At 67.9% G+C, this 14,425-nt stretch carries 12 protein-coding genes; 4 read left to right on the top strand and 8 right to left on the bottom strand.

The genetic code is table 11. The features are described 5' to 3' along the window. Nucleotides 1-25: 25 nt before the first annotated feature. The 5 genes from E2L08_RS14855 to E2L08_RS14835 all read right to left on the bottom strand — a co-directional run bounded on the left by E2L08_RS14855 (nucleotide 26) and on the right by E2L08_RS14835 (nucleotide 6,455). Complete coding sequence (locus E2L08_RS14855; protein WP_133397884.1) at nucleotides 26-1,144, bottom strand: calcium-binding protein; 1,119 nt, start codon at nucleotides 1,142-1,144, stop codon at nucleotides 26-28. Between the two features lie 153 nt (nucleotides 1,145-1,297). Beyond that, complete coding sequence (gene bchJ / locus E2L08_RS14850; protein ID WP_133397883.1) at nucleotides 1,298-1,924, bottom strand: bacteriochlorophyll 4-vinyl reductase; 627 nt, start codon at nucleotides 1,922-1,924, stop codon at nucleotides 1,298-1,300. Then, complete coding sequence (gene bchE, locus E2L08_RS14845) at nucleotides 1,917-3,581, bottom strand: magnesium-protoporphyrin IX monomethyl ester anaerobic oxidative cyclase (RefSeq protein ID WP_133397882.1); 1,665 nt, start codon at nucleotides 3,579-3,581, stop codon at nucleotides 1,917-1,919. Before bchE ends, bchJ begins: the two co-directional genes overlap by 8 nt. Before the next feature lie 106 nt (nucleotides 3,582-3,687). Next, complete coding sequence (locus tag E2L08_RS14840; protein WP_133397881.1) at nucleotides 3,688-4,731, bottom strand: PAS domain-containing protein; 1,044 nt, start codon at nucleotides 4,729-4,731, stop codon at nucleotides 3,688-3,690. A gap of 152 nt (nucleotides 4,732-4,883) precedes the next feature. Continuing rightward, complete coding sequence (locus tag E2L08_RS14835; protein WP_206077025.1) at nucleotides 4,884-6,455, bottom strand: 2-isopropylmalate synthase; 1,572 nt, start codon at nucleotides 6,453-6,455, stop codon at nucleotides 4,884-4,886. A gap of 265 nt (nucleotides 6,456-6,720) precedes the next feature. Between E2L08_RS14835 and E2L08_RS14830 the strand changes: the two genes are divergently transcribed. Then, nucleotides 6,721-7,383 carry an SDR family NAD(P)-dependent oxidoreductase gene (locus E2L08_RS14830; RefSeq protein WP_133397880.1) on the top strand — a complete coding sequence of 221 codons (663 nt, stop codon included), beginning with the start codon at nucleotides 6,721-6,723 and terminating at the stop codon, nucleotides 7,381-7,383. Beyond that, a complete protein-coding gene (locus E2L08_RS14825; protein WP_133397879.1) occupies nucleotides 7,377-8,906 on the top strand; it encodes a cryptochrome/photolyase family protein in 1,530 nt (509 codons plus the stop codon). Before E2L08_RS14830 ends, E2L08_RS14825 begins: the two co-directional genes overlap by 7 nt. Before the next feature lie 52 nt (nucleotides 8,907-8,958). Here E2L08_RS14825 and E2L08_RS14820 read toward each other — a convergent pair whose 3' ends face one another. Next, nucleotides 8,959-10,428 (bottom strand): MORN repeat-containing protein, encoded by a 1,470-nt coding sequence (locus E2L08_RS14820; RefSeq protein WP_133397878.1) that lies wholly within the window; start codon nucleotides 10,426-10,428, stop codon nucleotides 8,959-8,961. 163 nt (nucleotides 10,429-10,591) lie between these two features. Between E2L08_RS14820 and E2L08_RS14815 the strand changes: the two genes are divergently transcribed. Further along, nucleotides 10,592-12,250 carry an NAD+ synthase gene (locus tag E2L08_RS14815; protein ID WP_133397877.1) on the top strand — a complete coding sequence of 553 codons (1,659 nt, stop codon included), beginning with the start codon at nucleotides 10,592-10,594 and terminating at the stop codon, nucleotides 12,248-12,250. Nucleotides 12,251-12,341: 91 nt separating this feature from the next. On the opposite strand, the gene E2L08_RS14810 is transcribed toward E2L08_RS14815, so the two are convergent. After that, nucleotides 12,342-13,085, bottom strand: a complete 744-nt coding sequence (locus tag E2L08_RS14810; RefSeq protein ID WP_133397876.1) for a Bax inhibitor-1/YccA family protein — start codon at nucleotides 13,083-13,085, stop codon at nucleotides 12,342-12,344. Nucleotides 13,086-13,159: 74 nt separating this feature from the next. Further along, complete coding sequence (locus tag E2L08_RS14805) at nucleotides 13,160-13,417, bottom strand: YjiS-like domain-containing protein (protein ID WP_240758253.1); 258 nt, start codon at nucleotides 13,415-13,417, stop codon at nucleotides 13,160-13,162. 117 nt (nucleotides 13,418-13,534) lie between these two features. On the opposite strand from E2L08_RS14805, the gene E2L08_RS14800 reads away from it, so the two are divergent. Then, nucleotides 13,535-14,419, top strand: coding sequence for a LysR family transcriptional regulator (locus E2L08_RS14800; RefSeq protein WP_133397875.1), 885 nt, complete (start codon nucleotides 13,535-13,537; stop codon nucleotides 14,417-14,419). Nucleotides 14,420-14,425 lie beyond the last annotated feature (6 nt).

Genomic DNA, 14,425 nt, shown 5'->3' with positions numbered 1-14,425 from the left:
GAAGCGGGGCGGGGCGCCGGTCGTCTCAGACGATGTCGAAATCGTTCGCGTTCAGGCTGTCGAGGCGCACATCCTCGAGCAGCAGCGTGTTGCCGCGGCCGAAATCGATCAGCGTATCCTCGCCATTGTCGACCGACCGCGCGAGGTCGCGCACATCGGCAAAGCTGTCGACCTTGAGCCGGTCGCCGTTCAGACGGATCACGTCGCGGCCGCCGAAATCGTCGATCTCGTCGCGCCCGCGGGTGAAGACGAAGACATCGGCGCCGCGCCCGCCTTCGAGGTCGTCATTGCCCGCACCGCCGCGCAGGACGTCGTTGCCCTGCCCGCCGTCGAGATCGTCGGCCCCGCCGCCGCCGCGCAGCAGGTCGCGCCCGCCGTCGCCGTCGAGCTCGTCGCGCCCGGCCTTGCCGTTGAGCGTGTCGCGCCCGCGCCCGCCGTCGATCTCGTCGCCGCCCGCGCCGCCGAGCAGGCGGTCGTTGCCGGCATTGCCGTCGATCTCGTCGCGGCCGGCGCCGCCGCGGATCAGGTCGTCGCCGCGCGCGCCCGACATGGTGTCGTCGCCGCCGCGCCCGATGATGACGTCGTCGCCATTCGTCCCGTTCAGCACGTTGTCGCCGTTATCGCCGAAGATCCGCTCTCCCCGCGCCGCGGTGCCGGCATTCGTGGCGCCCGCGAACTCGAACTGGTCCTCGCTGATCTGGGAGATGAGCGTATCCTCGAGCACCAGCCCGTTGCCGTTGCCGAAATCGAAGAACAGGTCCTCGCCATCGTCGTAGGGGCTCGCCGTCTCGAGCAGCTCGGCATAGGACGCGATGCCCGCCGACTTGATGATCTTGACGGTGTCGTTGAGCCGCAGGTCGTCGATCGCGTCGACGCCACGGCCGACGACGAAGGTATCGGCGCCGCGTCCGCCTTCGAGGTCGTCATTGCCGCGCCCGCCGTTCAGGACGTCGCGCCCGCGGCCGCCTTCGAGGTCGTCATTGCCTACGCCGCCGCGCAGGATGTCGCGCCCGGCATTGCCTTCGAGGTCGTCGTCCCCGGCCTTGCCGCGCAGAACGTCGTTGCCGCCGCGCCCTTCGATATCGTCGCGGCCGCGTGTGCCGACGAGGATATCGTTCCGGTTCGTCCCGATGATGTCACGCATGATCGCTGCCTTTTCAAGCTGATGGTCCCGGTCCGTCCTTATGCCGACCGTAATCGTCAGATACGCGAGGCGCAGGGCATTACAACATCGCGTGAGGGCGTTTTTGCCGCCCGCCCGCCGGTTCGGCGGAAAGCCGCAAGCGCGCCGGCGGGATCAGGCTTGACCGCGCGAAACCTCGAACCGGCAGAGGGGGTCGCCGCGGGCCGCGCAGGCCGTCTCGACGCAATGGCAGTCGCGCGCGACCAGCGTCGAATAGAGCCCGGCAAACACCGCGGCGTGCCAATCGCACGAACAGCGGCGGGCGCGTTCGCCCGCGACGATGGCGTTGTCCTCGATCTCGAAAAGCCATGGCGTGACCGCCCGGAACCGCCCCGATCCGACGAAGGTCCAGGCGTGGCGGGCGATGGCGCGCGACAATGCCCGTGCGGCGAGGGGCGCCGGCATCGCGCGCAGCAGGGCGCGCGCGGCGCGCGGTATGCGGTGTCCCATGATATAGAGCGCCGTGCCATGCCCGGCCTCCGCCAGCACCAGCGGCGCCAGCACCGGCTCGTCCGCGCGAAGCTGGCGGTGCAGCCGCGCCGCGTCGCTTTCGGGGATCATCGCGCTGCCGTTGGGCAGGTGGAACAGACCGGCGCGGGCAAGGATGCGCTCGGTCGCGTCCCGGCCCAGCGCCGATTGCATGGGCGCGATCAGTTGCAGGATCGCGTTGGGCCCGATCCGCGCCCCGCCCGAGGCCCCGGCCTCGGGCGCCGCCGCGAAGGACGCCGCGCCGTCAGGCATCGTCCATCTGCTGCGTTCCGCCGCCGCAGGCCCTGATCTCGGCCCCGTTGGGCATCTTGAATTCCTGCACCCGCGTGGCCGAGCGTTCCTTCATCTGGGCCTTGACGGCCTCGCGGCGTTCGGCGGCGCGGGCGGCCTTGTCGGCGCTGGCCTCCCAATCCTCCATCTGCGCCTCGGCGATGGTGCGCGTCTCGTCAAAGTGGAAATCGAGCCGGTTCTTGGATTGCGGGCCGGTATAGCCCACCTTGCCCAGATCGTAGAAGGTCCGGCCCACCCCCGCCTTGAGGAAGGCATAAAGACAGCCCAGCAGATAGCGCCGCCGGAACCCGGTGCCGCGCCACGGGTAATGGAACAGCGCCTTTTTCATGTAGAAGCGGCGGTAATTGTTCATCACCCCGTCCAGAAGCTCGCCACGTTCCATCGCGGCGGGTTTCATGATCGGCGTGACGAAGTTGTAGCGGCTGAAATCGAAGATCTCGACCTTGTCCTTCATCTCCTGGAACAGCGGGGTAAAGGGCCAGGGCGTGTACATCGACCAGTTGGCAAGGTCGGGCTGCCAGTCCCACGCCATCTTGTAGGTCTCTTCCAGCGTCTCGGGCGTCTCGTTGTCGAGCCCGACGATGAACTGAGCCTCGACGAGGATATCGGCCTCGCGCAGCAGGCGGATGGCCTGCTTGTTCTCCTCGACCTTGGTTTCCTTGTTGAAGATGTCGAGCTTCATCTGGGCCGCGGCCTCGGTGCCGAGGCTGACATGCACGAGCCCCGCCTTGCGATAGAACTTGAGCAGGTCGCGGTCGCGATAGATGTCGGTGACGCGGGTGTTGATGCCCCATTTCACCTTTTTCGGCAGGCCCCGGTCGATCAGCTCCTGGCAGAAGGCCACGAATTTCTTCTTGTTGATGGTTGGTTCCTCGTCCGCGAGGATGAAAAACCCGACGCCGTGGTTCTCTACCAGGTCTTCGATCTCGTCGACCACGTCCTTGGGGTCGCGCACGCGGTAATCGCGCCAGAACTTCCACTGCGAGCAGAACGAACAGGTAAAGGGACAGCCGCGTGCGAGGTTGGGGATGGCGACGCGGGTGCCGAGCGGGATGTAGATGTATTTCGACCATTCCAGCACCGACCAGTCGGGCTTGATCTTGCTGAGATCCTTGACCGTGCTCGCCGCCGGGGTCGCGACGATCTGGTCGCCGTCGAGAAAGGCCAGCCCCTTGATCTTGTGGCGGTCGGCGGGCCAGCGCCCGTCCTCGATGGCCAGCATCAGCTCGGTGCAGATCTCTTCGCCCTCGCCGCGCACGATCACGTCGATCCAGGGGGCTTCGGACAGGACCTGCTTGAACATGAAGGTCGCATGCACGCCGCCCATCATGCGCACCGCGCCCGGCACCACGTCGCGCGCGATCTTGAGAACGTCCTCGGCGCGGTAGATCGACGGGGTGATGGCGGTGACGCCGACCACGTCCGGCTTGATCTCCTCCATCCGGCGGGCAAGCTCGGCATCGTCGATGTTGTCGGTCATCGCGTCGATGAAATGGATGTCGTCGAACCCCGCTCCGCGCAGGTGGCCCGTCAGGTAGGCGACCCAGGCGGGCGGCCATGTCCCGGCGATTTCGGCGCCGCCTGAGCGGTAATTGGGATGGACGAACAAGATCCGCATGAAGCTGCCCCCTCGGTGTGTAAACCAAAGATGACAGTTCCCATGTCGCCATTCGTTGACATGGATCAAACTTCGGGCGTTTTCGGTGCTTGCGCGAAAACCCGCTCTAGACCAGCGGAACCGCGAATCTGACGGTCAGCCCCCGCGGCCCCCAGTCAAAGACCGGCGCCCCGTCATCGGTGGCCAGCATGCCGCGCATAAGCTCGCTGCCCGCGCCGCCCGCGATCTCGACGGGCGCGACGGGGTGGCCGTGATCCTCGGCCCATGTGAACCGCGCCGTGCCGCCCGCGCAGGCCGCGTCGAGCGTCACCCGCCCCCCGGCCGTGCCGAGCGCACCGTGCTTGACCGCGTTGGTGTGCAGCTCGCCCAGCACCAGCGCCATCACCTGCGCCGACTGGTCCGAGATGGGGTCGTCCGGCATGGCGCCCAGCACCACGCGCGGATCGTTGCCGCCCGCGCCCAGCGCATCGGCCACGAAACTGCCCAGATCGCCACGCGCCCCGCCGCGGGCCCCCAAAAGATCCTGCGCATTGGCCAGCGATTGCAGGTGCCGCGCGAATCGCTGGCGGTATTCGGCCAGCGTCCCCGACCGGCGCACCAGCACGTTCGAGATCGAGCCGACGATGGCCAGCACGTTCTTGAGCCGGTGCCGCGTCTCGTCCGCGACGAGCGTCTGGATCTCGGAGTTCCGCTCGGCCTCGAGCCGTTTGTCCCGCTCGTCGTCGAGCGCGTCGATGAAAGGCGTGATGTCGCGCGAGGTGGCGAGGACATGGCCCACCGCGCCATCCGCGCCCCGGATGGGCGACACCGACACGTCCCACCAGCGCGGCTCGCCCCTAACGGTCGGGCAGAATGCCTTGAACCGGCTCCGCTCGCCGCGCAGCGCGGCGGCAAGCGCGGCCTCGATCTGCGGGCGGCTTTCGCCCGGCCAGAGCATCGGCCAGGCGATACCGCTCACGGGCGCGGTGCCGTCCATCGCCATCGCCTTGCGGCCGTTGGCATTCATGAAGGCCAGCGTGCCGTCGCGGTCGATCAGTTTGACGCAGTCCTGCGTCTGCTCGAGCATGGCGACCACGGCCGCCTCGAGCCCGCCACCGATAAAACGGGTGAAGCCGATATCGCTGTCGTTCATCGGGCTTTCGATGGACATGATGCCGCTCCGCGCCTCGAACTTGAACCGACCTTATAGGCCGGATCGCACGAAACGCGCCATCCCCCCCCTTTGCGGCGCCGAAACGGCGGCAGGATCGTGCCGGGAGGGGGCGCGCCGGCACGATCCGGCCGGCGCGCGCGAAAGACCGCTCAGACCGTGTCGCGGTAGCTCACGGCCTTGGTATCGGCGCCTTCGGGAACCGTGCGCCGCTTGACCAGCAGCCGGTTCAGCGCGGCGATATAGGCCCGCGCGCTGGCGACGACGGTATCGGTATCGGCGGATTGCCCGGTGACGACGCGGCCCGCTTCTTCGAGGCGCACGGTCACGGTGGCCTGCGCGTCGGTGCCCTCGGTCACGGCATGGACCTGGTAGAGCTGCAACCGCGCGCTGTGATCGACCAGCGCCTTGATCGCGTTGAAGGCCGCGTCCACGGGGCCGTCGCCCTTGGCGGTAACGCGCTTTTCAGTGTCGTCGATGCGCAGGATGAGATCGGCCGATTGCGGCGCCTCGGTGCCGCAGATGACGCGAAGGAACTTGAGCTCGAGCGTTTCCTCGGCCGTGTCGCGTGCGGCCACCAAGGCCTCGAGATCCTCGTCATAGACTTCCTTCTTGCGGTCGGCGAGCGCCTTGAACCGTACGAACACGTCCTGCAACTGGTTGTCGGCCAGCTCGTAGCCCAGCTCGCGCAGCTTGGAGCGCAGCGCCGCCCGGCCCGAATGCTTGCCCATGACGATGGAGGTGTCCTTGAGCCCGATATCGGCGGGGCGCATGATCTCGAAGGTCTCGGCGTTCTTGAGCATCCCGTCCTGGTGGATGCCCGATTCATGCGCAAAGGCGTTCTTGCCGACGATGGCCTTGTTGAACTGCACCTGGAACCCCGAGACCGTCGCGACGCGGCGCGAGACATGCATGATCTTGGTGGTGTCGATGCGGGTGGAATAGGGGATGATGTCGTGGCGCACCTTCATCGCCATCACCACCTCTTCGAGCGCGGTGTTGCCGGCGCGTTCGCCCAACCCGTTGATCGTGCATTCGATCTGGCGCGCGCCGCCCTCGACCGCGGCGAGGCTGTTGGCCGTCGCCATGCCCAGATCGTTATGGCAATGCGTGGCAAAGACCACGTCCTCGGCCCCCTCGACCTCGGCGATCAGGCGCCGGATCAGGTCGGCCGATTCCACCGGCGCGGTATAGCCCACGGTGTCGGGAATGTTGATCGTCGTGGCCCCGGCCCGGATCGCGATCTCGACCGTGCGCCTGAGGTAATCCCACTCGGTGCGCGTGGCGTCCATCGGCGACCATTGCACGTTGTCGCAGAGGTTGCGCGCATGGGTCACGGTCTGGTGGATGCGCTCGGCCATCTCGTCCTGCGTGAGGTTCGGGATGGCGCGGTGCAGCGGCGAGGTGCCGATGAAGGTATGGATGCGTGGGGATTTCGCGTGACGCACGGCCTCCCAGCAGCGGTCGATATCCTTGAGGTTGGCCCGCGCCAGCCCGCAGATCGTGGCCTGTTTCGCGCGCTGCGAGATTTCCCGCACGGCGGCGAAATCGCCTTCGGAGGCGATGGGAAACCCGGCCTCGATGATGTCGACGCCCATCTCGTCCAGCAGCTCGGCGATCTCGAGCTTTTCGCTATGGCTCATGGTGGCGCCGGGCGATTGTTCGCCGTCGCGCAGCGTCGTGTCGAAGATCAGGACGCGGTCGCCTGAAATACCGGTGGTCATGGGGGATCTTTCCTTGTGCGTTTACCGTTCTGCGCCCCGGCGCTGCATACCCCTGAGCGTCGCGCCGGCGGGCACGCTCAAGGGCGGGTAAGCAGAAGCAGGCCGAACGGGCGGATCGCACAGGTCATGCGCGCACAATAGCCGCGGCTGCGACAATGAAAACCCCTTGATTGCGGCGTCGTGCCGGGCATCTAGCAGACCGCGCCCGCGTCACGCGGGGCGCGGGGGTCCGCCGATGCGGGGGCCGCGGGGCAGGGGAGGTGGCATGAAATCTGCATTGATCATCGGCGGATCGGGCGGGATAGGCGGTGCGATCGTCGCGAAACTGAAAGCGCGCGGCGTCGAGACCGCGAGCCTGTCGCGTGCGGATGACGGGTTCGACATCACGGACGAATCCAGCATTGCGGCCCATCTCGACGGGATCGACCCGCTGCCCGACCTTGTCCTTGTCGCCACCGGGGCGCTGACCTCGACCCGCGACAGGCCCGAAAAGCAGCTCAGGGATCTCGGCCCCGAAGAGCCGGTGGCGCAGTTCCGCCTCAACGCGCTGGGCCCGGCGCTGGTGCTGAAACACCTGCGCGACCGCATCCCCCGCGACCGCCGTTTCGTCTTTGCGGCGCTGTCGGCGCGCGTGGGTTCCATCGGGGATAACGGGCTCGGGGGGTGGTATTCCTACCGCACGTCCAAGGCCGCGCTCAACAGCCTGATCCACGGCGCCGCGGTCGAGATCGGGCGGATGCGCCGCGAGGCCGTCATCGTCTGCCTGCATCCCGGCACAGTCGCGACCGAGTTCACCGCCGATTATCCCGACCACGACAAGGTGACGCCCGCGCAGGCGGCGGCGAACCTGCTCGACACGCTGGACGGGCTCGGCCCCGGCGACAGCGGCGGGTTCTTCGACTATGCCGGGCGGCCGATCCCGTGGTGAGGCGCCTGATCCTCGTGCTGGGCGACCAGCTTTCGCCCGACCTGTCGGCGCTGGGCGCGGCGCGGCCCGACGATCTGATCGTCATGGCCGAGGTCGCCGAAGAGGCCGGCTATGTCCCCCACCACCCCAAGAAAGTCGCGTTTCTCTTTGCCGCGATGCGCAAGTTCGCCGCCCGGCTGCGCGCCGAGGGGCGAAATGTGGCCTATACCACGCTCGACGATCCCGAGAACGCGGGCTCGATCACGGGCGAGCTGTTGCGCCGCGCCACCGAGCATGGCGCGACCGAGGTGATCGCCACCCAGCCCGGCGAATGGCGCCTCATCGCCGCGCTGGACGCGCTGCCGCTGCATGTCACGCAACTGGCCGATGATCGTTTCCTTGCCCCGCACAAACTGTTTCGCGATTGGGCCGAGGGGCGCAAGGAATTGCGGATGGAGTGGTTCTATCGCGACATGCGCCGCCGCACCGGCCTGCTGATGGAGGCAGACGGCACCCCCGCGGGCGGTCAGTGGAACTATGACCACGACAATCGCCGCCCGCCGCCCAAGGGGCTCGCGACGCCCGGCCCGATGCGGTTCGCCCCCGATGCCGCGACGCAAGAGGTGCTTGACCTGGTCGGCCGCCGTTTCGGCAACAATTTCGGCACGCTGGACGATTTCTGGTTCGCCACCGACCATGACGAGGCCGCGCGCGCGCTCGAACGCTTCGTCGCCGTCGCGCTGCCCCGGTTCGGCGATTACCAGGACGCGATGGTGCAGGGCGACGCGTTCCTGTTTCACGGCGTCATCGGGCTCTATCTCAACGCGGGGCTTCTCGCGCCGATGCAGGTCTGCCGCGCGGCCGAGGCGGCGTGGAAGGCCGGTGCCGCCCCGCTGAACGCGGTCGAGGGGTTCATCCGGCAGGTCATCGGCTGGCGCGAATACATCCGCGGCATCTATTTCCTCGAGGGGCCTGACTATGCCGCGCGCAACGTGCTGGGCCATGACCGCGCGCTGCCGGGGTTCTTCTGGGGCGGCGAGACGCGCATGAACTGCATCGCGCAAACCGTTGAGCAGACGCGGAAAGAGGCCTATGCCCACCATATCCAGAGGCTCATGGTCACGGGCAATTTCGCCCTTGTCGCCGGGCTGTCGCCACAAGCGGTGCAGCATTGGTACATGAGCGTCTATGCCGATGCCTATGAATGGGTCATGTCGGCCAACGTGATCGGGATGAGCCAGCACGCCGACGGCGGGATCGTCGGCTCGAAACCCTATGTCTCATCGGCGAATTACATCGACCGGATGTCGGATTACTGCAAGTCATGCAGCTATTCGGCCAAGGTCAAGACGGGGCCGGGAGCCTGCCCGTTCAACCTGCTCTACTGGCATTTCCTCATCCGGCACCGCGACCGCTTCGCGCGGAACCCGCGCATGGCTCAGATGTATCGCAGTTTCGACCGAATGGCCGAGGACAAGCGCGAGACGATCCTGGCCGAGGGCGACGCCTTTCTCGCCCGGATGAACCTCGGCTATATCGTGTGATTTCCGTTACCTGTCAGCGCCCTGAAGGACGAAGCTGAGAGATCGCTTTAACCTACTCCACCGCCTCGGCTGCGGGATCGGCGATCTCGGCGGCGGTGTCGCCCCCTTCCGCCTCCGTCTCGGGCTCGGCCGGTTCGGTCAGCGCGCCTGCCGTCCACTGGCCGCTTTCGCGGGTGCCATCGGCATAGGTGACGGTGCCGAACCCCGCGCGCAGGCCGTCGGCGAACCCGCCCTCGTAGACATCGCCGTTGGCATAGCGCGCGACCCCTTCGCCGTGGATCACCCCGTCCTGCCAGCCGCCCGTATAGCTCGACCCGTCGGCATAGGTGATCGTCCCGGTGCCGTCGCGCAGGTTGCCTGCGAAATCGCCCTCGTAGGTCGAGCCGTCGGGGAACGAGATCCGCCCCTGTCCCTGCCGCACCCCGTCGGACCACTCGCCCTCGTAGACCGTCCCGTCGGGCAGGGTGAGCGTGCCGCGCCCCTCGGGGCGGGCGGCGGCAAAGCTGCCCTCGTAGACCGCGCCGTTCTCGTAGGTAAAGCTGCCCTCGCCCGAGATCACGCCCTGCGACCAGCCGCCCGTATAGCGCGAGCCGTCGGGATAGACGATGCTGCCCTCGCCATCGGGTTCGTCGTCGCGGAACATCCCGGTATAGGTCGCGCCATCGGCATAGACGGCCTCGCCCTCGCCCTGGATGCGGCCGGCCTCCCACGTTCCGGTGAAGCTGTAGCCATCGGGCCGGGTGAAGGTGCCCGTGCCATGGCGGCGGTCCTGCTCGAAGCCGCCGCGATAGACCGAGCCGTCGGCATAGCGCACCTCGCCCTCGCCCTGGCGCGCGCCCGCGACCAGCGCGCCCTCGTAGACATCGCCGTTGGGCTGGGTGAGGATGCCGGTTCCGGTCATCTCGCCGTCCTGCCATTCGCCGACATAGCTCAGCCCGTCGGGCAGGGTCAGCGTGCCCTGGCCCGAACGCTTGCCATCGGCCATGCCGCCCTCGTAGATCGCGCCGTCGGGATAGGCGATGCGGCCCTGGCCTTCCTTTTCGCCATCGACCCACTGGCCTTCGTAGACATAGCCCGTCGGCGTTTCCATCCGACCCTGTCCGTGGCGACTGCCGCGGCGAAAATCGCCTTCGTAGCGGACGCCGTTGGCATAGACCGCCAGCCCGGTGCCGTCGATCACGCCGGCCGACCAGTCCCCCTCGAAGGTGGCGCCGTCGGCATAGGTGATGCGCCCGCGGCCCTCGGGGCGGCCGGCGGCGAACTCGCCCTCGTAGACCGAGCCGTTGGGAAAGCGCGCCGTGCCGGTGCCGCGGATCTCGCCATCGACCCAATCGCCGCTGTATTCATAGCCGTTGGGCAGGCGATAGGTGCCGGTCCCGTGCTGGCGGCCGTCGCGGAACGTGCCCTCGTAGATGCCGCCATCCTCGTATTGCTTGGTCTCGATATCGCCGTCCTGCGCCGGCACCGGTGCCGCGGCGAGAACGGCGGCAGAGATCAGAAGGGCGGCGGCGACACGCGACATCGGATGGCCTTTCGGGAGCGGCGCCCGCCTGCGGGGCCTGTTTCCTGTGCCGCCCGAACCTAGCCACGGCCCGCCCGTGCCGCAACGACTTTCCCGGCCGCGCCCTTTCCATCGGGCGGCGTTCTGATACATCGCTCGGTCGAAACCCCCGAAGGATGCCGCCATGACCGACCGCTTCCGGCTGACCGTCGCGCAGTCGAACCCGACCGTTGGGGATCTCGAGGGCAACGCGGCCAAGGCCCGCGATGCCTGGGCGGCGGCGCGCGACGCGGGCGCCGACATGGTGGCGCTGCCCGAGATGTTCGTGACCGGCTACCAAGTGCAGGACCTCGCGCAGAAGCCGGCCTTTACCGCCGACGCCATGGCCACGATCGAGCGGCTCGCCGCCGAATGTGCCGATGGCCCCGCGCTGGGGATCGGCGGGCCCTATGCCTTTGGCGCCGAGCTCTACAACGCCTGGTGGATCTGCGTGGGCGGGCTGGTCAAGGCGCGGGTGCTCAAGCACCGGCTGCCCAATTACAACGTCTTCGACGAAAAGCGGGTGTTCGACGCGGGCGCCATCTCGGGTCCGGTCGCGATCGGCCCGCTCAGGGTGGGCGTGCCGATCTGCGAGGACGCCTGGTCCGAGGACGTGGCCGAGGCGCTGGCGGAATCGGGCGCCGAGATCCTCGTGGTGCCCAACGGCTCGCCCTATTACCGGGGCAAGTTCGACACGCGGCTGGGCCACATGGTCGCGCGCACGGTCGAGACCGGGCTGCCGCTGGTCTATCTCAACATGGTGGGCGGGCAGGACGACCAGGTGTTCGACGGCGGGTCGTTCGTGCTGAACCCGCACGGGCGGCTCGCGCATCAGCTTCCGCTGTTCGACGAGGCGCTGGTCCATGTCGATTTCACCCGCCACGACGACGGCTGGCGGGCCGAACCGGGCGAAAGGGCGATCCTGCCCGATACGCTCGAGCAGGATTACCGCGCCATGGTCACGGGCCTGGGCGATTACTGCCGCAAGACCGGGTTTCCAAGGGTGATCCTCGGGCTTTCGGGCGGGGTCGACAGCGCCATCGTCGCGGCCATCGCGGCCGACGCGCTGGGGCCCGAGAACCTGCGCTGCGTCATGCTGCCGTCGGAATACACCACGCAGGCCTCGCTCGACGATGCGGCGGCGGTGGCGCATGGCCTCGGCTGCCGTCTGGACGAGGTGTCGATCGAAGGGCCGCGCGCGGCGGTGACGCAGGCGCTGGCGCCGCTGTTCGAGGGGTGCGCGCCCGATCTCGCCGAAGAGAACATCCAGTCGCGGCTGCGCGGCCTGACGCTCATGGCGCTCAGCAACAAGTTCGGCGAGATGCTGCTGACCACGGGCAACAAATCCGAGGTCGCCGTGGGCTATGCCACGATCTATGGCGACATGGCGGGCGGCTACAACCCGATCAAGGATCTCTACAAGACCCGCGTGTTCGACATCTGCCGCTGGCGCAACGCCCATCACCGCCCCTGGATGAAGGGCCCCGCGGGCGAGGTCATCCCCCCCCGCGTCATCGACAAGCCCCCTTCGGCCGAGCTGCGCGCCGATCAGCGCGACGAGGACAGCCTGCCGCCCTATGCCGATCTCGACGTCATCCTCGAGGCGCTTATCGACCGCGAGGCGAGCGTGGCCGAGGTGGTGGCGCAGGGGTTCGACCGGGCCACCGTCGAAAAGGTCGAGGGGCTGATCTATGCGGGCGAATACAAGCGGTTCCAGTCCGCCCCCGGCCCGCGGCTCAGCCCGCGGGCCTTCTGGCTCGACCGCCGCTATCCCATCGCGAACCGCTGGCGCGACCGGCGCTGAGGCGGCGCGCGGGCGGACCCGGCACGAAAAAGCCCCGCACCCTCGGGGGGATGCGGGGCGCGTTCGCCGCCGATCCGGCCTCGGGGCGCGCTTATTCGCGCTGGCCCATGAAGCTCAGCAGGAACATGAACAGGTTGATGAAGTCGAGATACAGGCTCAGCGCGCCCATGATCGCCGATTTCCCCAGCCACTCCTGGTCCATGGACCGGGCATGTTCGATATACTCGGCCTTGATCCGCTGCGTGTCATAGGCCGTCAGGCCCGCAAAGATCAGGACGCCCAGCACCGACACCGCAAAGGCGATCGCGGGCGAGCCGAGAAAGATGTTGACGATCGAGGCCACGATCAGCCCGACGACGCCCATGATGAGAAAGCTGCCCCAGCCCGAGATGTCCTTTTTCGTGGTGTAGCCCCACAGCGACAGCGCGGCAAAGGCCACCGCCGTCGCAAGGAACGTCTGGACGATGGAAAAGCCGGTGAAGACCAGGAAGATCGAGCTGATCGACAGGCCCATCAGCACGGCGAAGGTGTAGAAGAACAGTTGCGCGCCCGCCGCCGAGATGCGGTTGATCACCGCCCCGAAGGCAAAGACCATGATGAGCGGCGCGAACATGATGAGCCATTTCAGCGGCGAGGCGTAGATCGCCACGCCAAGCGGGCTCAGCTCGCCGGTCGGGGTCACGGCGAGCCCCGAAATGGCCCAGGCCGCCGCCCCTGTAATCAGCATGCCCACGGACATGATGCCGTAGACCTTGTTCATATGGGCCCGAAGACCCTCGTCGATCCCGGCCGCGCGCGTATGCGTTCCGGCGCGGATCGTTTGTTGTTCAGCCATCGATACCCTCCACGCTGCTGACAGCCGCGGACGATGCCCGCGGGTGTTGCGAGCAATATCGGGATTGCGCGGCGTCAGTTCAAGAGTTTGCGCTCGCGGTTCGGGGGTCTAACGCCGCCAGTGCGACGGCAGGTCCCATGCGGGGGCGCGGACTCTTGCGCGGCGGCATCCGCGTCGATCCCCACATCGGCCAGCAACCGCGCATCCAGCGCGGCAAGCGCGTGGCGCTGGCGCACGAGGTTCCAGACCGCCAGCGGGCCGGGCCGGCGCCGGGGCGCAAGGCCTGCGGAGCCTGAGGAGAGCCGAGCGGGGCGGTAGGCGGCGGCGGGCATGTCATATCCTCGTCGTGATGAAGGTCGGGCGGCGTATTCCGTCTGTTGATCCGTCTAGCGGCTTCGGCTAGATCATGGAAACGAATAATTCTGAACGCTGCCATCACAGGGGGTGATATGTCCCGCAATCTCGATCTCGTCGCGCTGAGGTCCTTCGTGGCCGTCGCCGAAAGCGGCGGCGTCACCCGCGCGGCGGGGGCGCTGGGGCTTACGCAATCGGCGGTCTCGATGCAGATGAAGCGGCTCGAGGACAATCTCGGCATCTCGCTCATCGACCGGACGCAGCGCAGCGTCGCGCTCACGCCCGCGGGCGACCAGTTGCTCAGCTATGCCCGCCGGCTGCTCCAGCTCAACGACGAGGCGGTGGCGCGGCTGACCGACGACCGGTTCGAGGGGCAGGTGACGCTGGGCGTTCCGCATGACATCATCTATCCCGCGCTGCCGCCCGTCCTGCACCGCCTGTCGGTGCTGTTCCCGCGGGTCGAGGTGCGGCTTCATTCGCTGCCGACGCGAAGCCTGCTGGCGCGGTTCGGGCGCGGCGAACTCGACGTGATCCTGACGACCGAACAATCGGTCGGGCCGGGGGGCGAGACGTTGGTCAGCCTGCCGCTGGTCTGGATCGGCGCGCGCGGCGGGACGGCCTGGCGCGAACGCCCGGTCAAGCTCGCCTTCTGCTCGAGCTGCATCTTTCGCCAGATGGCCACCCGCGCGCTCGACGCGGCGGGGATCGGCTGGCAATCCATGCTCGAATCCGACAGCGACGCGGCCTCGGACGTGGCGCTGGCCGCCGATCTCGGCATCCGCGCCCATATCGGTCGCGCCCTGCCGCCCTTTACCGAAGAGGTGCCTTCCAGCGCCGGGCTGCCCGATCTCGCTCACCAGAACATCAACCTCTATGTCTCGCCCGCGCTGTCGGGGACGCTGTCGCAACAGATCTCGCAGGTCGTGCGCGACGGCTATGCCCGCGCCGCCTTCACCCCGCAGCGCATCGCGGCCGAATGATGCGCC

Source organism: Palleronia sediminis (genome assembly GCF_004358695.1).
Taxonomy (GTDB): Bacteria; Pseudomonadota; Alphaproteobacteria; order Rhodobacterales; family Rhodobacteraceae; genus Palleronia; species Palleronia sediminis.
This window is presented reverse-complemented; position numbering and strand designations above follow the sequence as displayed.

What these genes read in the sequence shown, in the direction of transcription:
- E2L08_RS14855 (WP_133397884.1), bottom strand. Translation starts at nt 1,144, where the DNA reads ATGCGTGACATCATCGGGACGAACCGGAACGATATCCTCGTCGGCACA.
- bchJ (WP_133397883.1), bottom strand. Translation starts at nt 1,924, where the DNA reads ATGCCTGACGGCGCGGCGTCCTTCGCGGCGGCGCCCGAGGCCGGGGCC.
- bchE (WP_133397882.1), bottom strand. Translation starts at nt 3,581, where the DNA reads ATGCGGATCTTGTTCGTCCATCCCAATTACCGCTCAGGCGGCGCCGAA.
- E2L08_RS14840 (WP_133397881.1), bottom strand. Translation starts at nt 4,731, where the DNA reads ATGTCCATCGAAAGCCCGATGAACGACAGCGATATCGGCTTCACCCGT.
- E2L08_RS14835 (WP_206077025.1), bottom strand. Translation starts at nt 6,455, where the DNA reads ATGACCACCGGTATTTCAGGCGACCGCGTCCTGATCTTCGACACGACG.
- E2L08_RS14830 (WP_133397880.1), top strand. Translation starts at nt 6,721, where the DNA reads ATGAAATCTGCATTGATCATCGGCGGATCGGGCGGGATAGGCGGTGCG.
- E2L08_RS14820 (WP_133397878.1), bottom strand. Translation starts at nt 10,428, where the DNA reads ATGTCGCGTGTCGCCGCCGCCCTTCTGATCTCTGCCGCCGTTCTCGCC.
- E2L08_RS14815 (WP_133397877.1), top strand. Translation starts at nt 10,592, where the DNA reads ATGACCGACCGCTTCCGGCTGACCGTCGCGCAGTCGAACCCGACCGTT.
- E2L08_RS14810 (WP_133397876.1), bottom strand. Translation starts at nt 13,085, where the DNA reads ATGGCTGAACAACAAACGATCCGCGCCGGAACGCATACGCGCGCGGCC.
- E2L08_RS14805 (WP_240758253.1), bottom strand. Translation starts at nt 13,417, where the DNA reads ATGCCCGCCGCCGCCTACCGCCCCGCTCGGCTCTCCTCAGGCTCCGCA.
- E2L08_RS14800 (WP_133397875.1), top strand. Translation starts at nt 13,535, where the DNA reads ATGTCCCGCAATCTCGATCTCGTCGCGCTGAGGTCCTTCGTGGCCGTC.